Origin of the sequence: Shimia sp. R9_1, from assembly GCF_017743775.1 — a bacterium.
GTDB lineage: Bacteria > Pseudomonadota > Alphaproteobacteria > Rhodobacterales > Rhodobacteraceae > Shimia.
Genome location: NZ_JAGHRN010000005.1, coordinates 108,271 through 128,836, shown reverse-complemented (window position 1 = coordinate 128,836; position 20,566 = coordinate 108,271). Strand labels below are relative to the sequence as shown.

At 58.1% G+C, this 20,566-nt stretch carries 22 protein-coding genes; 3 read left to right on the top strand and 19 right to left on the bottom strand.

Features of this window, described 5'->3' with window-relative positions; all coding sequences use genetic code 11:
* Nucleotides 1–39 precede the first annotated feature (39 nt).
* From ttcA to J7399_RS15935, 17 genes are all read right to left on the bottom strand, one after another.
* Nucleotides 40–909, bottom strand: a complete 870-nt coding sequence (ttcA, locus tag J7399_RS16015; RefSeq protein WP_209087508.1) for a tRNA 2-thiocytidine(32) synthetase TtcA — start codon at nucleotides 907–909, stop codon at nucleotides 40–42.
* A 286-nt stretch (nucleotides 910–1,195) separates the two neighbouring features.
* Entirely contained in the window at nucleotides 1,196–1,699 is a 504-nt protein-coding gene (locus J7399_RS16010) for a hypothetical protein (protein WP_209087506.1), read from the bottom strand.
* Between the two features lie 100 nt (nucleotides 1,700–1,799).
* Nucleotides 1,800–2,057: a membrane protein insertion efficiency factor YidD gene (yidD, locus tag J7399_RS16005; RefSeq protein WP_209087504.1), complete on the bottom strand. Its 258-nt coding sequence runs from the start codon at nucleotides 2,055–2,057 to the stop codon at nucleotides 1,800–1,802.
* Nucleotides 2,058–2,143: 86 nt separating this feature from the next.
* Complete coding sequence (locus J7399_RS16000) at nucleotides 2,144–3,451, bottom strand: ATPase (RefSeq protein ID WP_209064475.1); 1,308 nt, start codon at nucleotides 3,449–3,451, stop codon at nucleotides 2,144–2,146.
* 155 nt (nucleotides 3,452–3,606) lie between these two features.
* Nucleotides 3,607–4,140 (bottom strand): prepilin peptidase, encoded by a 534-nt coding sequence (locus J7399_RS15995; RefSeq protein ID WP_209087502.1) that lies wholly within the window; start codon nucleotides 4,138–4,140, stop codon nucleotides 3,607–3,609.
* Nucleotides 4,141–4,152: 12 nt separating this feature from the next.
* Complete coding sequence (locus tag J7399_RS15990; protein ID WP_209087500.1) at nucleotides 4,153–5,001, bottom strand: tetratricopeptide repeat protein; 849 nt, start codon at nucleotides 4,999–5,001, stop codon at nucleotides 4,153–4,155.
* A 30-nt stretch (nucleotides 5,002–5,031) separates the two neighbouring features.
* Nucleotides 5,032–5,592 (bottom strand): tetratricopeptide repeat protein, encoded by a 561-nt coding sequence (locus J7399_RS15985; protein WP_209064481.1) that lies wholly within the window; start codon nucleotides 5,590–5,592, stop codon nucleotides 5,032–5,034.
* 25 nt (nucleotides 5,593–5,617) lie between these two features.
* Nucleotides 5,618–6,592: a type II secretion system F family protein gene (locus J7399_RS15980; protein ID WP_209064483.1), complete on the bottom strand. Its 975-nt coding sequence runs from the start codon at nucleotides 6,590–6,592 to the stop codon at nucleotides 5,618–5,620.
* A gap of 12 nt (nucleotides 6,593–6,604) precedes the next feature.
* Nucleotides 6,605–7,573, bottom strand: coding sequence for a type II secretion system F family protein (locus J7399_RS15975; RefSeq protein ID WP_209079627.1), 969 nt, complete (start codon nucleotides 7,571–7,573; stop codon nucleotides 6,605–6,607).
* A 6-nt stretch (nucleotides 7,574–7,579) separates the two neighbouring features.
* Nucleotides 7,580–9,052 (bottom strand): CpaF family protein, encoded by a 1,473-nt coding sequence (locus J7399_RS15970; protein WP_209087499.1) that lies wholly within the window; start codon nucleotides 9,050–9,052, stop codon nucleotides 7,580–7,582.
* A 14-nt stretch (nucleotides 9,053–9,066) separates the two neighbouring features.
* Nucleotides 9,067–10,305: an AAA family ATPase gene (locus J7399_RS15965; protein WP_209087497.1), complete on the bottom strand. Its 1,239-nt coding sequence runs from the start codon at nucleotides 10,303–10,305 to the stop codon at nucleotides 9,067–9,069.
* A 299-nt stretch (nucleotides 10,306–10,604) separates the two neighbouring features.
* Nucleotides 10,605–11,258 carry an OmpA family protein gene (locus J7399_RS15960; RefSeq protein ID WP_209087495.1) on the bottom strand — a complete coding sequence of 218 codons (654 nt, stop codon included), beginning with the start codon at nucleotides 11,256–11,258 and terminating at the stop codon, nucleotides 10,605–10,607.
* A 14-nt stretch (nucleotides 11,259–11,272) separates the two neighbouring features.
* Nucleotides 11,273–12,670 (bottom strand): type II and III secretion system protein family protein, encoded by a 1,398-nt coding sequence (locus J7399_RS15955; RefSeq protein WP_209087493.1) that lies wholly within the window; start codon nucleotides 12,668–12,670, stop codon nucleotides 11,273–11,275.
* 252 nt (nucleotides 12,671–12,922) lie between these two features.
* Nucleotides 12,923–13,792 carry a Flp pilus assembly protein CpaB gene (gene cpaB, locus J7399_RS15950; RefSeq protein WP_209064495.1) on the bottom strand — a complete coding sequence of 290 codons (870 nt, stop codon included), beginning with the start codon at nucleotides 13,790–13,792 and terminating at the stop codon, nucleotides 12,923–12,925.
* Nucleotides 13,793–14,004: 212 nt separating this feature from the next.
* The gene (locus J7399_RS15945; protein ID WP_348539476.1) at nucleotides 14,005–14,193 is read right to left on the bottom strand and encodes a hypothetical protein; all 189 of its coding nucleotides are present in this window, start codon (nucleotides 14,191–14,193) and stop codon (nucleotides 14,005–14,007) included.
* A gap of 106 nt (nucleotides 14,194–14,299) precedes the next feature.
* A complete protein-coding gene (locus J7399_RS15940; protein WP_209079633.1) occupies nucleotides 14,300–14,512 on the bottom strand; it encodes a hypothetical protein in 213 nt (70 codons plus the stop codon).
* 81 nt (nucleotides 14,513–14,593) lie between these two features.
* Entirely contained in the window at nucleotides 14,594–14,806 is a 213-nt protein-coding gene (locus J7399_RS15935) for a hypothetical protein (protein ID WP_209079633.1), read from the bottom strand.
* 382 nt (nucleotides 14,807–15,188) lie between these two features.
* On the opposite strand from J7399_RS15935, the gene J7399_RS15930 reads away from it, so the two are divergent.
* Nucleotides 15,189–15,968, top strand: a complete 780-nt coding sequence (locus tag J7399_RS15930; RefSeq protein WP_209087491.1) for a lytic transglycosylase domain-containing protein — start codon at nucleotides 15,189–15,191, stop codon at nucleotides 15,966–15,968.
* A gap of 70 nt (nucleotides 15,969–16,038) precedes the next feature.
* Here J7399_RS15930 and J7399_RS15925 read toward each other — a convergent pair whose 3' ends face one another.
* Together J7399_RS15925 and J7399_RS15920 are read right to left on the bottom strand one after the other, a co-directional pair.
* Nucleotides 16,039–17,412: an L-serine ammonia-lyase gene (locus tag J7399_RS15925; RefSeq protein WP_209087489.1), complete on the bottom strand. Its 1,374-nt coding sequence runs from the start codon at nucleotides 17,410–17,412 to the stop codon at nucleotides 16,039–16,041.
* Nucleotides 17,412–18,119 carry a glutathione S-transferase family protein gene (locus tag J7399_RS15920; RefSeq protein ID WP_209087487.1) on the bottom strand — a complete coding sequence of 236 codons (708 nt, stop codon included), beginning with the start codon at nucleotides 18,117–18,119 and terminating at the stop codon, nucleotides 17,412–17,414. Before J7399_RS15920 ends, J7399_RS15925 begins: the two co-directional genes overlap by 1 nt.
* A 226-nt stretch (nucleotides 18,120–18,345) precedes the next feature.
* Here J7399_RS15920 and rpiA point away from each other — a divergent pair, with 226 nt between their 5' ends.
* Both rpiA and gor read left to right on the top strand, forming a co-directional pair.
* Entirely contained in the window at nucleotides 18,346–19,134 is a 789-nt protein-coding gene (rpiA, locus tag J7399_RS15915; protein ID WP_209065804.1) for a ribose-5-phosphate isomerase RpiA, read from the top strand.
* 14 nt (nucleotides 19,135–19,148) lie between these two features.
* On the top strand, nucleotides 19,149–20,504 hold the full coding sequence (gene gor / locus J7399_RS15910; RefSeq protein ID WP_209087485.1) for a glutathione-disulfide reductase: 1,356 nt from the start codon (nucleotides 19,149–19,151) through the stop codon (nucleotides 20,502–20,504).
* The last annotated feature ends 62 nt before the right edge of the window (nucleotides 20,505–20,566 follow it).

Below are 20,566 nucleotides of genomic sequence, written 5' to 3'. Positions count from 1 at the left end.
AAACTCGAACTACTCTTATCGATTCTCTTAAGTGATCCGTTAACGCAGCTTAGGAATGCTGTCGGAATTTTGTTCAAATTTTACCGGATCACGCATCAAACCGGCAAAATCGAAGAGGTTCGGATCCATCATGTGACTGGGCCGTACGTTGGTGAGGGCCTTGAACATCACCTGCCGGCGACCGGGGCTGTTGGCCTCCCATTGGTCCAAAATCTGTTTGACCTGCTGTCTTTGAAGCCCGTCTTGCGAGCCGCAGAGATCACACGGAATGATGGGGTAGTTCATCGCATTGGCAAATTTCTCGCAATCGGCTTCGGCCACATGGGCGAGGGGGCGGTAGACAAAAAGATCCCCTTCTTCGTTAACCAATTTGGGGGGCATGGTCGCCAGGCGCCCGCCGTGGAAGAGGTTCATGAAAAATGTTTCCAGAATATCGTCGCGGTGGTGCCCCAGAACCACGGCGCTGCAGCCTTCTTCGCGGGCAATGCGGTAGAGGTTGCCGCGGCGCAGACGTGAACACAGTGCACAATATGTGCGACCGGCCGGAACTTTGTCTTTCACGATCGAATAGGTGTCCTGATATTCGATGCGGTGCGGAACCTTCATGCGCTCCAGAAATTCGGGCAACACGGTTGCCGGAAAGCCCGGCTGGCCCTGATCCAGATTGCAGGCCAGAAGCTTGACCGGCAAAAGGCCGCGCCACTGCAGTTCATGCAAAATAGCCAACAGGGTATAGGAATCCTTGCCGCCGGAGAGGCACACAAGCCAGCGCGCGCCGCGCTCAATCATACCGTATTGTTCGATTGCCTCACGGGTTTGGCGTACGATTCGTTTGCGCAACTTCTTGAAACTAGCGGAAGAAGGCGCGCCGTGAAAAAGCGGGTGAATATCATCGAGATCATCAAGCATGTGCGCCTTATGCGAAGTCTTGGGCAAAGGTCAATCTGTCCCCAAAGTTATCCACAGGAGAGTCATGCGGCGCAAGCTGAGATTCGCAGTAAAAGCCCCTGTTTTTTATGGTGCGCCTCAAAGCTGCACAAAAGATTGGTTTTTTAGTGAGTTTTTGCGCGTCAAAGGTGTGAGGAAACAAAAACAGGACCGCCTAAGGGGCGATCCCATTCTTAACCATTCGACGCTTTGTCTTACGCCTTTGGTGTCAGGCGTCAGGCACTGCTGCTTATACGTGCTGCGGGGCTTACTGAACTTGTTCCTGGTTGCATTTGCGCGCCAGATCGAGCGCCTTGGCGGTGCCGGTCAGATCGACGGTGAAGCTGTAGTGTTTTTCCGGGAAGACAATCATGGTCTGCTCGCGGCGGATGGCCTCGTAAACAGCGGGGTTGTCGGTCAGGACGTAGCCGCCGCTGTAGCCCTTGGTGATGTTGCCGCGCATGCCGGTGGCTTCGCCAACATAGATTTCATCGCCGAGCAAAATGCCAACCGCTTCTTTGTCCCCGCGCTTGATGTCTGTCTCGGCCGTGGTGAACACGCCGATGTAGCCGATGCCGCGATCTTTGGTCAGGCCCATTTGGATCACGTTGTCGAGTTGATCCTTGGTCTCAACAAGGCAGGATTTCTTTTCGGTGTCGATGTGGACGTTCCACCCCTCAATGGCGCCGTAGCCGATAAATTTATCCGCATAGCTGGCGGAAGCGGCGAGAGTGGCGACACATGAGGCCGCGAGAAGACGTGAAAAACGCATGGGAAAACTCCAAACAAATCAATGGGTGATGCCACAGCTCTAGGTAGATTGGCTGGGCCTGTCCAGAGCATCACGCGCGCGCGGCGGAAATCGGCGGGTTTCAGGACTTTGAGCAGCCGCAGTGTTTGTTGTCTTTGCCGTCCGGCACCGGATCATAGCCTGAGCTGCCGAGCGGATGGCAGCGCCCGATGCGGCGCAGGGTGAGCCAGCTGCCTTTGACCGCGCCATGTTTTTCCAAAGCTTCCAGCGCATAGGCGGAACAGGTTGGCTGATAGCGGCAGTTAAACCCCACCCATGGGCTGAAAATCAGCCGGTAAGCTTTGACCGGAAAGGCGAAAAGGCGGGCGAGGGGCGTCATGGCCGCAATTTAGGCTTTGGTGGAGAAAAGAAAAAGGGGGCGTAGCATAGCTGATCCCCTTAGACTGTCTTTGGCAATGGGGCCTGTTACTTCACAATGTGCTCGTCTTTCACAAACATATTGGACCAGGCGCGGTCGATGAGGTCGGGGCGCATCTGGTAGGGAATGCCCTCAAATTCGCAGATCGAAATCATCTGGTCGATCAGGAACACCGGCTGATAGTTCGCATAGGTGTTGTCGATCGTGGGGTATTTGGTTTTCAGCAGATGCACGAGGCTGGCTTCGTCCAGCGGCAGACCTTTTTTCTTCGCCACAAGTGCGAAGATTTTCAGGAAGTTCTCCTGACTTGGGCCATCGATTTTGATCTTGTAGAAGATCCGGCGCAGCGCCGCTTGGTCAAAGATCTCATTCGGGTGGAAGTTGGTGGAGAAAATGACGAGCGTGTCAAAAGGCACCTCGAACTTCTCACCGGACTGCAGGGCAAGGATGTCTTTGCTTTCCTCAAGCGGAACAATCCAACGGTTCACGAGCGCCTGAGGCGGTTCTTCCTGGCGGCCCAAGTCGTCCACGATGAAGATGCCGCCGCTGGATTTCAGCTGCAAAGGTGCCTGATAGGTGCGCGCGGTTGGGTTGTAGACCAGATCGAGCATGCTGAGGGACAGCTCACCACCGGTGATCACAGTGGGGCGGTCACATTTGACATAGCGGCTGTCAAAACGCGCGGTGCGGCGCAGGCTCGACATGTCCTGCTCTTCGGCCTCAGCGGCGGAGTGTACAATCGGGTCATAAACAGTGATCACCTGACCGGCGTATTCGATGGCGTGGGGCACATAGACCTTGTCGCCCATCGCGTCGCGAATGCCGTTGGAAATCGAGGATTTACCGTTGCCCGGAGGGCCATACATCAGAATGGAGCGGCCGGAACCCACAGCCGGTCCCAACTGATCCAGCAGGGTGGGGGGCAGGATGAGGTGCCCCATGGCGTTGGTCAGTTGGTCCCGGGTGATCTGGATGTTGCGGATGGACTGGCGTTTGACCTGCTCGCGATAGACTTCGAGCGGCACTGGCATGGCGCCGAAATACTCGGACTGGGCAAGCGCATCCATGGCGCGGGATTTGCCGGCATCGGTGAGCTGATAGCCCATTTCATTGCCGCTGTTGGCGTTGAGTGTGCCCGTGGCTTCAAGCAGTTTCTGCTCGCGCGCCATATCCACCAGCTGTTGGGTGACGGCGATGGGTAGGCAGACGGCTTTGGCAATAGCGGTGACCATATCCACGTTTTTGCGGAAGATGGTTTTCAGCAGAATGTCCCGCATCATGACAACGGGCAGTTGCATGTCTTCGAGCCGCTTGGGGGGCGGCGGGGCCATCACATTGGTGGTCTGCATATTCATGGATGGATCGCTCCTAATCGGGCCACGTCTGGCCCCATTGCTGTTTCCATCTCATAGACAATCAAAAGGTGGCGTTTTTTGGGCCGCATCAAGCCGCGAAGGTGAAGCTTGCGCAGACAGCGCCTCGTCAAAAGCGCCTTCGCCAGTTGACGGCGTTACTGGCCGTAAAGCGCGCCGAGCAGGAGGTAGGTGCAGAGCATCAGGCCGATGCCGGTGCCCATGGGCAGGGTCATCTGATCGCCTTTGCCCACTGCCACGCCGTCAGTCGAGGGTTTCAGCCGCCATGCGGCCCAGTCAGGCGCAAGTTTGCGCAGCGGTGTGAAGCGCACGATCAGGGTGGCAACGGTGGCGGCGATGAGAGAGGCAAAGGCAATCCACATCATGTCGCCCGCGTCTGCGCGGTCCACAAAAAGCGCACCAACAGCGGCCATTTTCACGTCGCCAGCGCCCATTTGCCGGAGCATCCACATCAGCAGGAGGATGGCAAAGACCACCGCGTAATTGGCAAAACGCCAGACAAAATCCATCAGCGGCAGGGAGGCGAGGCCGACCACAATAAAGACGGCAAAGAGTGCCCAAACGGTCATGTTACTGATCCGTTTGAACTTCATGTCGACATAGAAGGCATACAGGCAAATCGGGAGCGCCAAGATCAGCGACCATAGCGCAAAACTGCTGGAAACCTGCATCTTTATAAAGCCTTAGGTGCGCTCAAGTGCATCCAGAGCACGGACCGCCGCCTCAAAGTGTTGCGGGTGCGTTTCGATGGCTTCGCGCAGCAGAACCTTGCCGGTTTCGGTGTCGCCTTGCTTGATCGCTGAAAGCGCCAATGTGTGCAGCAGCTGCGCGCGCTCGGTTTGCACCATGGGCACAACAGGCAGCGTGTATTTGCGCTGTGCTCCACGGGCGAGAACCATGTTGTTCTTGGCGGTGAAAAGCGTGCTGTCCTGACGGATGGCCTCGCCAAACAGGCGTTCCGCTTCGGCATAATCGCCGCGGGTCAGTTTGGAGTAGCCCCAGTTGTTCATCACACCGCCGGGGCGGGTGGTGAGACCAACGGCGATTTCATAGAAGCTGTCGGCGCGGTTCCATTCCTGATTGCTGTCCGCAATCATGGCCTCAAGGCGATAGCGTTTGAAGGTCTCATGGGTGGGAGGAATGCTGTCCAGCGTCTTTTCGGCGGCGTCCCACTGGCCCGCGCGGATCTGCGCATCGGCGAGATCAACGCGGTCGTTTGCGGTGCTCTCTTTGTGTTTGGTGACACGTGTCCAAGCGGGGACGGCCTCGGTGAAGCGTTTGGCGCGCACATAAGACACCGCCAGACCACGCTGAATATCAATGCGGTCAGGGTTGTCGTTCAACGTGCGTTGGAAATAGGCAATGCCTTCGTTTGGATCCGCCACCGTCAGCATCACATCTGACAGGTTGCTTTCATCCAGCGCGTTCACGTCCTGAATCGCGCGCTCAACGCTCTCTTGGTCGCTATCGGAGCAGGCTGCCAAAACAGCCAAGCTTAGCCCGCAGATCGACCCCAACACAGTATGGCGCATTTTTGCGTCCTTTGCTGCTCGTGCCTTCAACTATGGTGTCTGACGGATGAGATAGTCACTGCTGCCCCGTCGAACCAACTTATATTCTTGTGGTTTTTCGTCAGCATAGCTGGGTTGATTCGATTTTGCGAGCGCTAAGCGCAAATTATCCCGGATTGCGTCACTTTCGCCATTGTCCAGCGCATAGGCCCGTCTGAGGATCTGTTCGGCCTCGGCGTTTTTGCCCTGTTCCATCAGCGCAACGCCAAGATTGTTCCAGGTTTCGGGGTTTGTGTCGTCTGCCTGAGTGGCCTCGCGCAGCATGGTTTCCGCCTGTCCCAGACGGCCCATGACCAGATTGGCGGTGCCAACAGCAGAGATCACCTCGGGGGTGCGGCCCTGATCCACGGCGGCGCGCACAAAGGCGTCCATGGCCAGCTCGTATTCGCCCGCATCCATCAGGCGCCAGCCCACAAGCAAACCGTCGACCGCTGGTTCAGAGCGGTCCACGGCGGGCGCGTAGGGGCTGTCTTTGGACGCCCCAAGGCCGCCCGTGTCACAGGCGGCCAGTGAAAATGCTGCGATAAGGGCGCAGGCCCGAAAACCTGTCATCTTTTTTGCTTTTGCTCGTTTTGCCTTATTGGCCGAGCTGCGTGATCCCGATCACGGATGGGCTGACCAGAATGATCAACAGCGGCGGCACTGTGAGCATCATTGTGGCCAATGTCATCTTTGTTGGCAACTTGTTTGCCGCCTCTTCAGCGCGCATCACACGTTTGTCACGCATCTCTCCGGCATAGACCCGCAGGGCCTCGGCGATGGAAGTACCAAAGGTGGCCGACTGGATCAGCACGGTCACAAAGGAAGACACATCCTGCACACCGCAACGCTCGCCCATGTCAGAGAGCACCTGAGATTTGTCTTTACCGGCTTTCATCTCCTGCGCGACGATCTGAAACTCTTGGCTGAGCGCCGGATAGGAGGCGCGCAACTCGGCAGCAACGCGGACGATGGATTGGTCGAGCGACTGACCGGCTTCGACACATACCAGCATCATATCGAGGCTGTCAGGGAAGCCCGCGGTGATTTCCTCTTTGCGCTCTTCAACGCGGCGGGTCACCCAGTATTTCGGCAGCATGTAGCCTGCCGCACCGGGGCCCAGGGTCCAGAGCATCATATCGGTGGTGCTGGATTCCGGGGTTTGCTTCACAAAAATGAAGTAGCTCACACCCAAGATCAGACCGCCGATGCCCAGAAGAAACTGTGCCAAGTGATAGGCACGCACCGCATCGCGGGAGGGGTAGCCTGCCTGCATCAGTTTGAGGCGGACAGAGCTCAGTTCCTCTTCGCTTTGAGGTTCCAGAAAGGCTTTGTATTTGTCGAGTTTGGCGTTGGCCGCCTTGCGACGCAGCTTGTCCTGTTGTGAGTTCTTGGTGTCTGTCTTGCCGCTTTGTGCGCGCTTGAGCTTTTCGATGGGGTCATCCTGACGGGCGACCATCATGGCGAAAACCAGCAGGGCAAAGAAGCCGCCAAGCACCAGAACAGCGAGAAGGGGACCTTGGGGACCGATCATGTCGGTCAACATCAGGTTCAAGGCTTCCATAGTGGTCATAGTGGTTTCTCCTCAAACTTTGATGTTGGTCAGGATTTTCATCACGATGAGGTTCAGGCCAAGGAACATGCCCACGGCGATACAGCCGGGAATGTAGAGCCAGTGGTCTTTGACTTCGTCGTAGTAGTTCGGGTCCATCACGTTGATCACGATCAGCGCCAGAACCGGGAAGGCGGACAGGAATTTGCCGGACCATTTCGCCTCGGCGGTGATGGCTTTCACGCGGCGGAACAGGCGGAAACGTGCGCGGATCACTTTGGACAGGCCGGCGAGGATTTCTGCGAGGTTACCACCGGATTGCTGCTGGATGGTCACGGCCACAGACAGAAAGCGCATGTCCTGCATGTCCAGTCGTTCGGCCATATCCTTGAGCGCGTCGCCCATGTCGCGGCCATAGGCGGCCTCATCGGCGATCACCCCAAATTCTGTGGCCAGCGGGTCTTCGATTTCCTTGGACACGATCTGAATGGCGGAGGAGAACGGGTGGCCCACCCGCAGGCTGCGCACCATAAGTTCGATGGCGTCAGGCAGCTGCTCTTCGATCAGAGAAATCCGTTTGTTGGCCTTCATCGACACCCAGGTGAAGACGCCACCAACCCCCATCATCACGCTGATGGCGGCGCGGGTCACGGTGCCTGTTTGCGTGCCGACGGAGAGACCCACAAAAGCAAAGATGGTGAGCGCGACCATGATCAGGATCAGCTGTTGGGGCGAGAAAGCGATGGCTGCTTTCTGGGCTTTTTCAGCCAGCACCGAATAGAGCGGGATGCCGCGGTTTTCGGTGTGCTGCTTCATCTCCTTGCGGAGCTGTTCCAGCACCTCTTCGCGCTTGGCGCCCTTGTCGAGCATTTCAAGGCGGCGGTTGACGCGGCTGTTCAGGCTGATGGATTTGCCAAATACAGTCAGGTAGATGCCTTCGACCAAAACGAAGACACCCACAAAGATAAGCCCGTAGACAATGAGTTCGGGTGAGAATGGCATGTCGTCTTACCCCGCAGACGGTTCGTAAATTTCAGGTGGCAGGTCATAACCCCAGAGGCGGAAGCGCTCGGAATAGTGGCTGCGCACGCCGGTGGCGGTGAAGTGACCGATAATCTTGTTTTCCGGTGTCAGACCGGTGCGCTGGAAGCGGAAGATCTCCTGCATGGAAATCACATCGCCCTCCATGCCGGTGATCTCGGTGATGGAGGTCATCCGGCGCGAGCCGTCCTGAAGGCGGGAGGCCTGCACGATCAGGTTCACCGCCGAAGAGATCTGGCTGCGTACCGCTTTGATCGGCATTTCGATCCCGGCCATGGCGATCATGTTTTCCAGACGGGATATACCGTCGCGCGCGTTGTTTGCGTGGATCGTGGTCATGGAGCCGTCGTGGCCGGTGTTCATGGCCTGCAGCATGTCGATCACTTCTTCACCACGGGTCTCGCCCACGATGATGCGGTCAGGACGCATCCGCAGCGCGTTTTTCAGACAGTCGCGCGGGGAGACCTCGCCTTTGCCTTCCACGTTGGGCGGGCGGCTTTCCATCCGGCCCACATGGGTCTGCTGCAGCTGAAGTTCTGCCGTATCCTCGATGGTGAGGATGCGTTCGGCGTTGTCGATAAAGGAGCTGAGCGCGTTGAGCGTGGTGGTCTTACCGGAGCCTGTACCGCCGGACACAATCACATTGAGACGCGTGGCCACGGCGGCCTGAAGATAGGCGGCCATTTCCTCGGAAAAGGCGCCAAAACGCACCAGATCGTCGATGCCCAGTTTGTCTTTCTTGAACTTACGAATGGAGACCAGCGAGCCGTCCACCGCAATCGGGGAGACCATGGCGTTAAAACGCGAGCCATCGGCCAAGCGGGCGTCCACATAGGGGTTGGATTCATCCACCCGGCGCCCCACGGCGGAGACGATCTTGTCGATGATGCGCAGCAGGTGGCGTTCGTCTTTGAACACCACATCGGTCAGTTCCAGCTTGCCGGCGCGTTCCACAAAGATCTGCTTGGGGCCGTTTACGAGAATATCGTTGACGGTTTCGTCCTGCAGGAGGGTTTCCAGCGGGCCAAGGCCCGTGACCTCGTCATAGAGTTCCTGAAAGACCGTCGTGCGCTCTTCGCGGTTGAGGACAATGGCCTTTTCCTGCAGCACTTCGGTGGCAATCGCAGTGATTTCCGAGCGCAGTTCCCGCTCAGAGGCTTTGTCCAGCGCAGCAAGGTTCAGGTTGTCCAGAAGCTCTCGGTGCAGCTCCAGTTTGATTTCCCCAAGCCGCTCCTTGCGGCGGCGTTCCTTATCGCCCGCGACCACTTCGCCAGCGGCCTGCTGCGCCATCGGGCGTCGCATGATCTTTTTGGCCTCGACCGCAGCTTCCGGTGTTGGGGCTGTGGGGGCAGGCTTTGCGGCTTTCTTCTGCGCGGCGGCCGCCTTTTGGGCGACTGCGGCGCTGGGCTTGGCGTCGGCTTTTTTATAGCGGGAGAACATGGGGTGATCCCTCTTTAGGCAGCTTTGTCGTCAGATTGATCGAGCGCGTGCAGGCTGGTGGCCAGTTTGGCGATTTCCTTGCGCAGCGGGTTTTTGGCCGCGGACACCGCGAGGGGTTGGCCGTGGTCTGAGGCCTGCGCGATCTGCTTACCGCCGTCCGGCAGATGCAGGTCGATGGAGATGCTCAGGCTTTCGGCCAGACGTTTGACGCGGCTTTTGCCCGCCAGATCAGTGAATTTTGGTGCGCGGTTCATCACGTAGCGCAGCTTTTCAAACGGCAGATCTTCGGCCTGCAAAGCCCGTTTCAGGCGCATTGCGTTTTGGGCGGAGCGCATGTCGATTTCCATGGTCGCAAAGTAGACATGGGCCGCCTGCAGCACGACTTCGGACCACTGCACAAGCGTGGAGGGCATGTCCACGATCACGTAGTCATAGTGCTTGCGCGCCATTTCCAGCACCCGCTCGATGTCTTCGGGGCCGACAAGATCTAGCGGGATGATGTCTGCGGGTGCGGTGAGCACATGCAGGATGTCTTCGTATTTCTGCAGCGCCTGGCCGAAGCTGTCGCTGTCCATGCTTTCGGTATCGGTGATCAATTCAAAAACCGAATCCGGGCGTGGCAGATCCAGGTAGGTGGACATGGTGCCAAACTGCAGGTCGAGATCGACCAGGCAGACGCTTGGCGGTGTGTCGCCAATGGTTGCCAGCTCCCAGCCGAGATTGGTGGCCAGAGTGGTCGCGCCGGTGCCGCCTGCAAGACCATGCACGGCGATCAACACGCCTTCGCGGGATTCCGAGGAGGCTGACAGGGTGACTTTGCTTTCCGGGCCAGCGGCTTTGGCGGTTGTGGTGGTCCGCAGCTTTTCGATGGCGGCCTGAAGCTCGCCCGGTGGCAGCGGGTAGGGAATGAATTCGTCAGCGCCGTGGCGCAGCAAATGGTGCAGGGACGCGGGCGTGACATCCTCTGCGATCAGAAGCGTGCGGATATTGCGGTTGCGTGCCTCTGTGATGATCGCTGTCAGATCGTCCAGCGCGTCTTCATCCATGTCATCAATCGCCAGAGCAATGAATTCCAGATGTTCGGCATCCGGTTGCTCCATGAATGGAAGCGCGTCTTCAAACCCAAGGTCGCCCCATTGCTCCCCAAGTGCCTCTTCCATGTCCACGATCAGAAGCTCAAAATTCTGCACATCCCGGCAAATTGTGCATGCCAGGATCGGACTTTGATCAGTTTGCAGCGGTTCGCTACTCATATTCAGCCTCTAGTTCGCTTGCGCTTGACGCGCGTGATGTTGTGCAGAGGTGCCCACCTCGTTCAGCGTTTGGACTTCAGGGAAGCCCCCAGTGCCGCGAATCTTCGCAAGGGCACTTTGCCTCAAGAACGAACATCCCCCTCAACTGGGGCAACATTGGGGCCAAAAAGCCGAAATTGTGCGGAATTGTGCGACGATCAGCGGGTGGGGCGGGGATCGTTTCCCAAACAAAACAAAGCCGACCCAAGGGCCGGCTTTGTGTAACTCTTTGTTTTATGAGCGACTTTGGGCGCTTTGCGTTATTCGCCGCCGCCAGAAACCGCGAGACCGGAAATTGCTGTCGTCGGGAGGGCGCTGTTCACGTATTCGCGATAGACAATCTGGGCATATTTTCCGTCAAGCACGGTCGGGTGGCGATCCACAAAACCTGTGACTTCGGTCACGGTCCGGCGGTTCTGGCGTTCGCGGCCCTGGCTCACGACGAGAGGTTGGGTTTTCCCGAGAGAAACAACCGCTTCAAGCCGGTCGCTGCCGATGCCCTGTGATCCGAGGTAGGCCACAACGGCGCGTGCACGGCGCAGGCCCAGCTGTTTGTTGTAAGCACTTGAGCCGACCGCATCTGTGTGGCCATAGACCTTGAAGCGCACTTCAGGGAACTGTTTGATCCAGACTGCCTGCTGGCGCAGGATTGCGCGGGCCTGTTCGTCAAGTTCCGCGCTGTCAAAGCGGAAGTTCACCATATCCGGCACTTCTTCGGCGAAACGGTTGGCGAGGCTCAGGACGTAGCTTTGATCGCCATTCTGGATGCCGAGGTTATTGACGGTGGCCTGGCCAAATGTGCCGCTGTCAACGACGGAGCCAGCTTCGCGGAACCAAGACGGCACGGCGCTATTATCGCCGTCAGAACAGGCGGCTGCGAGGAAAAGAGTGAGGATTGCCAGTTTCTTCAACATGTCGCGTCCTTCCCTTAATCCATCACGTAGCCGTAAGAGCCGTTGAAATCCTGCTTCGCCACTTCACCCGCAGCACCGGTTTGTTTCTTGGTATTGCTGGTCACATGGCCAAAGAGGAAGAGTTCCTGCTCTGTGGGGGGCTTGATCCGATCTGTGGGCAGCGCAAGCGCTTCGCCACGGGTGGGGGTTACAAGATGGGCTGTTACAATGATCACCAGTTCAGACTGTGAGCGCTGATAGTCGGCGCTGCGGAACAGGGTGCCAAGAACAGGGATATCGCCGAGCCAAGGCACCTGGGCATTGTTGTCAAGAAAGTCATCTTCCAACAGACCTGCGATGGCAAAGCTTTCCCCGTCGCGGAGTTCAACAGTAGTTGCGGCTTCGCGACGTGTGAAGGCCGCGATGTTAAGGCCGCCAGCCACGATGCCGTTTGCTGTATCCAGAGCGGAGACAGCTGTTGCCAGTTCCAGATTGATCAGATCGCCGTCGACCACACGTGGTATAAAGTTCAACTCGATGCCAAACGGCTTGAATTCGACGCTGACTTCGCCGTCTTCACCGGGGCTGGGAACGGGATATTCGCCGCCCGCAAGGAAGCTGGCCTCTTGTCCTGAGAGTGCTGACAGGTTGGGCTCTGCCAACATGCGTGTCAGACCTTTGCGCTCCAGGGCCTGAATCAATACGCCCACTTCGAATGCACCGATGTCCAGATTAAATAGGCCGGCGCCGGTGGAGCCAGTCGAAACTTGGACGCCTCCTCCTTCTGCAGGAGGCAACAGGAATTGACCGGTTTCGATAATGTCACCTGAGCCGGAGATCTGAAGGCTGGTGCCCAAAGCCTTGGACACACTGCGCTGCATCTCGGCAAACCGCACTTTCAGCAAGACCTGCTGTACGCCACCAACAACCAAAAGGTTTGAAACACGCTCTGGCGCATAGCGCTCTGCCAGATCCAGGGCGCGTTGAAGGCGTTGCGTAGAACTGACTGTGCCCGACAGGACGATGCCATCATTGGCGGAGCGCACTTCGATTTTCTCGTCGGGGAGAATTTGGGTCAGGCGTTCTTTAAATTCGCTGAGGTCGGGGGATACCTGAACCTCGACATTGGTGATCAGCCTGCCGGTTGCGTCAAGCAGGGTGAGCGTTGTGATCCCCGGAGATTTGCCAAGCACATAGATCGTGCGGTCCGACAGGGAAGAGATGTCTGCAATGGCCGGGTTGGCAATTGAGAGCTCTGCAAAGGGAACGTCGCTTTCCACCACAACGGCGCGGTTCATCGGCACGCCAAGTGAAGAGTTTGTGCCGCTGCGCACCACCCGAAGGCTTTCCGCAGCAGAGGAGGTTGCCATAAGCGGCATAACCCCAACGGCAACGCCCAGAAGGGTCGCGCCAATAAGTCGTCTCATAATCATTGTGACCTGCCTCTCGATCACGCCTCAGTTCGCGGGTCTTTTGCCCACAATTGGCAGCACTCTGCGCCAGTTTGGTAAATATTGCAAGAATCAATGACTTTGGCGGGCTTGTTGATGTGTGGGGCTGTGTGCAGGCAGACACATTCCATCCGTTAGACGTGTGTCGCCTAGGGCCACACAAGAAAAAGGCGCCCGCGATCTGGGGCGCCTTTGATTTGGACTGGAACCGCTGACCAGTCTGTTTTTTAGAGTTTAGTTCGTGCAGGGGATCGGGATGGTGGACACATTCCCGCCCTTGCGTGTTTTGATGGAGCACACGCGTTCCGGCTCCACCTGAACCACTTCGCGCACTTCCGGTTCGGGCGCATCTTCGATGCCCAGCAGGCGTTTCTGGTCAACTTCGATCACCTCGGCGACCGTGTCATCCCCGGCGCCCACAAGCGAGAGAGACAGGCGGCCGGAACTTTGCGCAAAGTTCAGGGCAGGCACCTGATCGCTGGCAACGGCCACGGTCACGGTGCGGGCGATGCCGCCGCCTTCCATTTCTTCGTTCACGGACTGATCTACGGCGATGAGTTTGACATTGGGCTTGATGAGTTTGGTGAAGTCGCCACGGCGGGAGATGTCGTTTTCAACGCCGCCGGTCCAGTAAACATCCACGCGATCGCCAGGGCGCAGCAGCCCGGATACGCCGCTTGTGACATCGACCTTGATGGTGAATGCGCGCTCACCCTCTTTCAGACGGGAGCGAATACCGGCTTCCTGGCCCGGTTCGGTCAGTTTTGCCGCGATCAGGACCTCGCCTTTCTCCATGGTGCGCAGGACAACACGTTGCTTGTTGTCTCCGTCAGGGAAGATCTCATCGGCGTTTGTGAACATGCCCTCTGGCATGGCGGCTTTGGGCCATTTGGTGCGGCGCACGTCTTTGAGGGCAAGCTTCTCGCCAAACTTCATTTGGCGCGCGACAATAAAGCCATCCACCAGCTCGACGGTTGGCGGCGCGTTTTTGCGGGCCAGCTCGGCCTGCTTGTCGATTTCCTTGATGTAGTTTTGTGCCATGTAGACCGCGAATCCCGCGATCCCCAGACCGAAAAGCAGCACGGCTGCAAAGATACCACGCATGGGTCCCACCTCGTGTTTGTGTCGTTGTGCAAAGAAGGCGCACAGACTGGTTCACGAATGACATTGCTTGGCAAATGTGGCGAATTCAGGGAGCCAAAGGACAGGTTTCGTGACGTCTCTGTATGAAATGCGCCAGATGCTGGCTGGCAAAAACAAACAGGCGACCAAATCGGACGCCTGCTCAGCCATAAAAGCGTGCCAGAGGCACAGTATTACTGTGTTGGGACTGCCGCGCTGGTCGCGTCTGCGGCATTCAGGGTCACCGCTGCAGCTGTTACCGGCGCGCGCGCCGCAGATTCAATGGCTGCAAAAACAACGATCGCAAGTCCAATAATACCTGCTGTCAGAACGACCCAGTCAACTGTGACCGCGCCCGCTTCATCGTTTTTAAAAGACTTCATAGAACGGATCATTTAATTCCTCGCCGACTGTTGAGATGTCATCAAATTGATAGGCCGGGCGCCCCGCTTATCGCAGTGCGCCCGGCCTATGAGCGCTCTTCAAGAATTAGTTAGAGCTGCTGGTTGTGGAAATGGCGCTGGTTGTTGCGTCAGCAGAGGTCAGTGCCGCGGCTGCTTCAGTGGTCAGGCCGGAAGTTGTGGTTTCGATTGCAGTGAATGCTGCAACTGCGAGGCCAACAACGGCAGCGGTCAGAACAACCCAGTCTACGGTGACTGCGCCAGCTTCGTCTTTGCGGAAGTTTTTGATGAACTTGATCATGGGATTTCTCCAGTAAAGGGGGGCAATAGAGCAGGGCGAGGCCTTTTAGGCTGTCCTGCTCCTATGAGAAGCTCTCAGGGATTAGTTGGAGCTGCTGGTTGTGGAAATGGCGCTGGTTGTTGCGTCAGCAGAGGTCAGTGCCGCGGCTGCTTCAGTGGTCAGGCCGGAAGTGGTGGTTTCGATTGCAGTGAATGCTGCAACTGCCAGGCCAACAACGGCAGCGGTCAGAACAACCCAGTCTACGGTGACTGCGCCAGCTTCGTCTTTGCGGAAGTTCTTGATGAACTTGATCATGGTGTGTCCCTCCAAAGGATCTAAGAATTTGTGCCACCTTGTCGGGGGTGGTGGCAGCTCTCTCCTGTGCCGTCCCGACTTGGTATGGATGCAATATCCGCGTCGAATGGGGCGGGAATTGGGCGCAAGTGGCTCGATTTTGGATCATCTGGAAAATGTTGAATTTTCAGAATTAAGTTTATGTTTTTAAACGTTAAAAAAATTAACCAGCAACTTGGATAAATCTTTGGTTCGCTGGTTGAGGGCGCGAATCCGCGTCGATTTGGGCGGAATCGGCTGTCTAAAACTGGTCCGCAGCTGTGAAATTTGCGAGACTGAAAGAAAATACGCCGAGCAGGATTGATAAATGGTTGATTTTAGGTGGGTAAGGCGCTGCGCGCTGATGTGTTCTGTGGGATTTGCAACCGGTCTGGCGGCGGAGGCCCCCAAGCCCTTTCCTGATTTCTCTGCCAAAAGGGTGAAGCCGCCAGCTCCGGGGCAGAGTAAGCGCATTACCGTTCAAATCACGCCTGCAGAACCGGCGCTTGCGGCGCAAGAGGCCGAGGGAGATGTGCCGATCGCAGCGCCAGCGGCACAGACTATGGCGTGGTTTTGGCGGGATATTTCACCGGATGTGACCGCCAGTGGTCCCGGGCGATTGGAGCCTGCGCTGCAGCGGCTTTCCAATCCGCCGGAAGGTGGGCGGCTGGCGACGCCGCGGTTGGCGACGCTGCAGGCGATTACGGCAAATCACGGCACAGATATTTTACTCGCCTCAATCGGCACCACTGTGTCGCCCGCATTGGCGTTGGCGGTGATTGCAGTGGAGAGCGCGGGGCAGGCGGATGCGGTCAGCGAGGCCGGAGCGCAGGGGCTGATGCAGCTGATGCCGGACACCGCTGCGCGCTTTGAGGTCGCGGACGCTTTTGACGGGGCGGACAATATCGGCGGCGGCATTCGGTATCTGGATTTTCTGATGGAGAAATTCTCAGGCGATCCGATTTTGGTCCTTGCGGGCTACAATGCGGGGGAAAACTCCATCGCGAACCACGGAGGGGTGCCGCCATTTCCGGAGACGCGCGCCTATGTGCCCAAAGTGCTCGCGGCTTTTGAGGTGGCGCGTGCGCTATGCATCACGCCGCCTGAGCTGATTTCGGATGGGTGTGTTTTTGTGAAACCGTAACGGCGCCACTCTGAGGCGGCGCCGGTGGGTGGGTATCTGGCCTGTGAAAATCGGGCCGTTTGGTGCTTGGTCAGCAGTTTGGCACGTTGACGGCCAGACCACCCAGAGAGGTCTCTTTGTACTTCTCGTGCATGTCCGCACCGGTCTGGCGCATGGTTTCGATGACAGAATCCAAAGGCACAAAGTGCTGCCCATCTCCGCGCAGGGCGAGGGAGGCGGCAGATACCGCTTTGATCGCGCCAAGGCCGTTGCGCTCGATGCAGGGCACCTGCACCAAGCCTTTGACCGGGTCGCAGGTCATGCCCAAGTGGTGCTCAAGCGCGATTTCGGCGGCGTTTTCCACCTGCTCCGGCGTGCCGCCCATCACGGCGCAGAGGCCTGCGGCTGCCATGGCGGATGCGGAGCCAACTTCGGCCTGACAGCCAGCCTCGGCACCTGAGATGGAGGCGTTGAATTTCACCAGCCCGCCGATGGCGGCGGCGGTCAGCAGAAACTCTTCGACCCGGCTGGCGCTTGCACCGGGCACATGATCGAGCCAGTAGCGGATCACAGCTGGCATCACACCCGCTGCGCCATTGGTGGGGGCGGTCACAACTTGCCCGCCGGCGGCGTTTTCTTCGTTCACCGCCATGGCATAGGCGCTCATCCAGTCGTTGATGGTGTGAGGCGCGTTGAGGTTCATGCCACGCTCGGCCAGCAGAGCGTCATGGATGCCTTTGGCGCGACGGCGCACATTCAGCCCACCGGGCAGGGTGCCATCGGTGGTCAGGCCACGCTCAATGCAGTCGTTCATGACCTGCCAGATTCGGGCGCAGCCCTTGGCAAGGCTTTCGGTGCAGCCGCGCGCGATTTCATTGGAGCGCTTCATCTGGGCAATGGATTTGCCGGAGTGTTCGGCCATCTCCAGCATTTCTGCTGCGGATTTGAACGGATAGGGGATTGGCGCGCCTTCGTCGGTGGCTGCGCCGCTTTCCAGCTCTGCCTCGGTCAGTACAAAGCCGCCGCCAATGGAGTAATAGGTTTCCTGCAGGATCACGTCGCCCTGCGCATCGGTGGCCATGAGGATCATGCCGTTGGCGTGGCCCGGCAGGTTGGGGCCGAAGTCAAATTTGAGATCTTCGCGCGGCTCAAAGGCGAGCGGGTGCAGGCCTTCTGGGTGGACCTGGCCGGTGGTGCGGATCTGTTCCAGCGTGACTTCCGCTTTTTCGTGGTCATAGTTGTCTGGCAGAAAGCCTGCGAGGCCCAGAATGGTGGCGCGGTCGGTCGCGTGGCCGACGCCGGTGAAGGCGAGAGAGCCATGCAGGCTTGCGCGCAGGCCGTGGGCGTCAAAGGGGGAGGCGCGCAGCACATCAAGAAAGCGCGCGGCCGCAACCATGGGGCCCATGGTGTGGGAAGAGGAGGGGCCAACGCCCACTTTGAACATATCAAAGACAGAGAGAAACATTAGGTGGCAGATCCTTCTGGCGGTGCAGCTAGAGCGGGGTTGGTAAAGGGTGTCGGGCCCAGACCTTCGGCGATCTGAGCGGCATGGGTGCTGGCACGCGCTTCGGCGCGGGTGCAAATACGCAGGAGCGTGGGGTAGCGGTTGATGTCAAACCAGCGGTGATCGGGCAGGTCGGCGTAGAGTTTGGTCCAGCGCAGCAGACACGGCACATAGATATCCAGCAAAGTGGCGGTCTCTGCGCCTGCAAGATCGGATGTCTGGGTGAGGCCGTCTTCTAGAATCTGCAGATCCTGCTCCAGGCGCTGGCGGAAGATTTTGCGCAGCTGGGCCTGATGCTCGGGATCGTCGCCGATGAATTTTTCAGGATAGAAGAAATGCCGCAGGTCAATCTGGAAGGTGTTGGAGCACCAGAACATCCACTTAAGAAACGGCGCGCGCAACGGGGAGCCGGGTGGGGGTGCCAGTTTTTCAGTGGTCTCAGACAGCCACATCAGAATGGCGGCGGTTTCAAACAGAACGCCGTCTGAGGTTTCCAGAACCGGAATGGTGCCATTGGGGTTCAAGGCCAGATAAGCGGGAGAGAATTGCGCCTTGTTGCGCCGGTCCACGAGCAGGGTCTCATAAGACAGGCCAAGCTCCTCCAGTGCCAGCCGAATGATCAGCGAGGCATTGTCTGGGGCATAGTGCAGGCGAAAGGTCTCTGTCATATCTCTGTTTTATCCGTGCGGGCGGGGGAGGTGCGGCGCAAAAGCGACGTTTCCGATGGGAAACACGCAGCATCGCCAAGGTCAATGTCAGCGACGACGCCCTGAGCAGATTTTGGGCGCTGAAATCGCCAAAAGCACCGTATTGCACGGAATTTAGAGCAATCGGCTCTCGCCCCCGGCGGTCATCTTTTCTATAAAGCTGCAAAGTATGCAGGGAGTTGCCGCAATGACCGGAGAATTGTCGCCCATCGACAAGGCCAAATTTGTCGCCGCCAAACGCGCCACGGACTATGTCGAGGATGGCATGCGCGTGGGGCTGGGGACCGGATCAACCGCGGCCTGGCTGGTGCGGTGCCTTGGCGAAATGGTGCGCGATCAGGGGCTGCGGATCAAAGGCGTGCCAACCTCCACCCGCACCGCCGAGCTGGCGCGGGAAGTGGGCATCGAGGTGATCAGCCTTGATGAAGCTAAGTGGCTGGATGTGACCATTGACGGCGCGGATGAGTTTGATGCGGATCTCAATCTGATCAAAGGCGGCGGCGGCGCGCTGTTGCAGGAGAAGATCGTGGCCACCGCCTCTGATCAAATGGTTGTGATTGCTGATGTGGGCAAAGAGGTCGAGACGCTCGGTACGTTCCCCTTGCCGCTGGAGGTCGTGCCTTTTGGCTGGCAGACCACACAGGCGTTGATTGAAGAGACCCTTGTGAGCATGGATGTGCTTGGCCGGACAAGCACATTGCGGATGAATGGCGCTGCGCCTTTTGTGACCGATGAGGGTAATCACATCCTTGATTTGCACCTCAACCGGATCGGAGATGCACGGCAACTTGCGCTGGCAATCAACCAGATGCCGGGCGTGGTTGAAAACGGACTCTTCATCGATATCTGTGATGCTGTTGTGGTCGGCTATGGCGACGGTCGCGTGGAAGTGCGTGACATCAATGCCGGCACAATCGAAGAAGCGATGCTGGATTTCGCAGAAACAGACAATCTGTTCACGGATCTTGTGGACTAACAAAAAGGCCAATCATGTCATTTGATTACGATCTCTTTGTCATCGGCGGTGGCTCCGGTGGTGTACGGGCTGCGCGTGTGGCGGCAGCCGAAGGTGTGAAGGTCGCCCTGGCCGAAGAGGACCGCTACGGGGGCACCTGTGTGATCCGGGGCTGTGTGCCCAAAAAGCTGATGGTGTTTGCCTCCGAGTATTCCGGAATGGTGGGGGATGCGCAGGCCTATGGCTGGGACATCCAGCCCGGTGATTTCAGCTGGGATGCGTTCAAGGTGAAGCTGCATGCGGAGCTGGACCGTCTGGAAGGCATCTACCGCAACCTGCTGAAAAACAGCGGTGTGGAGAGCTTTGATCAGCGCGCCAAGATGGTGGATGCCCACACTGTTGAGCTGGCCGATGGCACCCGCAAAACTGCGAAACATGTGCTGCTCGCCATGGGTGGCCGTCCGGTATGGCCGGACCTGCCGGGGGCGGAGCTGGGCATCAGCTCCAACGAGATTTTCCATCTGGAAAAACTGCCCGAAAGCATCCTGATTGTGGGCGGCGGGTATATCGCCTCTGAATTTGCCGGCATCATGAACGGTCTGGGTGTGAAAACCACCCAGTTCTATCGTGGCCCGCAGATCCTGCGTGGGTTTGATGATGAAGCCCGCACCATGGTCTCTGAGGAGATGGTGCAGCGCGGCATTGACGTGCAGCTCAACACCAATGTGGCTGAGATGCGCAAAGAAGGTGAGCAGATCGCTGTCACCGACACCCACGGCAAGACCCATCTGTTTGATCAGGTGATGTTTGCCACAGGACGTGCGCCCAACACCGAGAACATGGGGCTGGAAGAGATCGGCGTGCAGCTTGGCCGCAAGGGCGAAGTGGAAGTCGACAGCTACAGCCAGACCGGCGTGCCGTCGGTCTATGCGGTGGGCGATGTCACCGACCGTGTCAACCTGACCCCTGTGGCGATCCGCGAAGGCATGGCCTTTGTGGAAACCGTGTTCAAAGGCAACCCAACCGAGGTGGATCACGAGCTGATCCCGACCGCCATCTTCACACAGCCGGAAATGGGCACCGTGGGGCTGAGCGAGGAGGAAGCCGCAGCGCAGGAACCGATTGAGGTCTATACTGCGAGCTTCAAGCCGATGCAGCAGGCCTTTGCCGGTCGTGCGGAGCGTGTGCTGATGAAGCTGATTGTCAGCAAGGCCAACCGCAAGGTGCTTGGCTGTCACATCGTGGCACCGGGGGCAGGTGAGATGATCCAGCTTGCCGGCATCGCCGTAAAAATGGGCGCAACCAAAGAGGACTTTGACCGGACGGTGGCCGTGCACCCGACCATGTCAGAGGAACTTGTGACGATGAAGGTGCCCAGCCGCAGCACCTAAGTGGCGGATGGGTTGATTTTTTCGGCGCAGCCCTCAGGTTTAGAGGGTGCGCCAATGACGAT

Bases quoted from the DNA above. Each gene is read 5' to 3' on its own strand.
- ttcA (WP_209087508.1), bottom strand. From the start codon at position 909: ATGCTTGATGATCTCGATGATATTCACCCGCTTTTTCACGGCGCGCCT.
- J7399_RS16010 (WP_209087506.1), bottom strand. From the start codon at position 1,699: ATGCGTTTTTCACGTCTTCTCGCGGCCTCATGTGTCGCCACTCTCGCC.
- yidD (WP_209087504.1), bottom strand. From the start codon at position 2,057: ATGACGCCCCTCGCCCGCCTTTTCGCCTTTCCGGTCAAAGCTTACCGG.
- J7399_RS16000 (WP_209064475.1), bottom strand. From the start codon at position 3,451: ATGAATATGCAGACCACCAATGTGATGGCCCCGCCGCCCCCCAAGCGG.
- J7399_RS15995 (WP_209087502.1), bottom strand. From the start codon at position 4,140: ATGCAGGTTTCCAGCAGTTTTGCGCTATGGTCGCTGATCTTGGCGCTC.
- J7399_RS15990 (WP_209087500.1), bottom strand. From the start codon at position 5,001: ATGCGCCATACTGTGTTGGGGTCGATCTGCGGGCTAAGCTTGGCTGTT.
- J7399_RS15985 (WP_209064481.1), bottom strand. From the start codon at position 5,592: ATGACAGGTTTTCGGGCCTGCGCCCTTATCGCAGCATTTTCACTGGCC.
- J7399_RS15980 (WP_209064483.1), bottom strand. From the start codon at position 6,592: ATGACCACTATGGAAGCCTTGAACCTGATGTTGACCGACATGATCGGT.
- J7399_RS15975 (WP_209079627.1), bottom strand. From the start codon at position 7,573: ATGCCATTCTCACCCGAACTCATTGTCTACGGGCTTATCTTTGTGGGT.
- J7399_RS15970 (WP_209087499.1), bottom strand. From the start codon at position 9,052: ATGTTCTCCCGCTATAAAAAAGCCGACGCCAAGCCCAGCGCCGCAGTC.
- J7399_RS15965 (WP_209087497.1), bottom strand. From the start codon at position 10,305: ATGAGTAGCGAACCGCTGCAAACTGATCAAAGTCCGATCCTGGCATGC.
- J7399_RS15960 (WP_209087495.1), bottom strand. From the start codon at position 11,258: ATGTTGAAGAAACTGGCAATCCTCACTCTTTTCCTCGCAGCCGCCTGT.
- J7399_RS15955 (WP_209087493.1), bottom strand. From the start codon at position 12,670: ATGATTATGAGACGACTTATTGGCGCGACCCTTCTGGGCGTTGCCGTT.
- cpaB (WP_209064495.1), bottom strand. From the start codon at position 13,792: ATGCGTGGTATCTTTGCAGCCGTGCTGCTTTTCGGTCTGGGGATCGCG.
- J7399_RS15945 (WP_348539476.1), bottom strand. From the start codon at position 14,193: ATGAAGTCTTTTAAAAACGATGAAGCGGGCGCGGTCACAGTTGACTGG.
- J7399_RS15940 (WP_209079633.1), bottom strand. From the start codon at position 14,512: ATGATCAAGTTCATCAAAAACTTCCGCAAAGACGAAGCTGGCGCAGTC.
- J7399_RS15935 (WP_209079633.1), bottom strand. From the start codon at position 14,806: ATGATCAAGTTCATCAAGAACTTCCGCAAAGACGAAGCTGGCGCAGTC.
- J7399_RS15930 (WP_209087491.1), top strand. From the start codon at position 15,189: ATGTGTTCTGTGGGATTTGCAACCGGTCTGGCGGCGGAGGCCCCCAAG.
- J7399_RS15925 (WP_209087489.1), bottom strand. From the start codon at position 17,412: ATGTTTCTCTCTGTCTTTGATATGTTCAAAGTGGGCGTTGGCCCCTCC.
- J7399_RS15920 (WP_209087487.1), bottom strand. From the start codon at position 18,119: ATGACAGAGACCTTTCGCCTGCACTATGCCCCAGACAATGCCTCGCTG.
- rpiA (WP_209065804.1), top strand. From the start codon at position 18,346: ATGACCGGAGAATTGTCGCCCATCGACAAGGCCAAATTTGTCGCCGCC.
- gor (WP_209087485.1), top strand. From the start codon at position 19,149: ATGTCATTTGATTACGATCTCTTTGTCATCGGCGGTGGCTCCGGTGGT.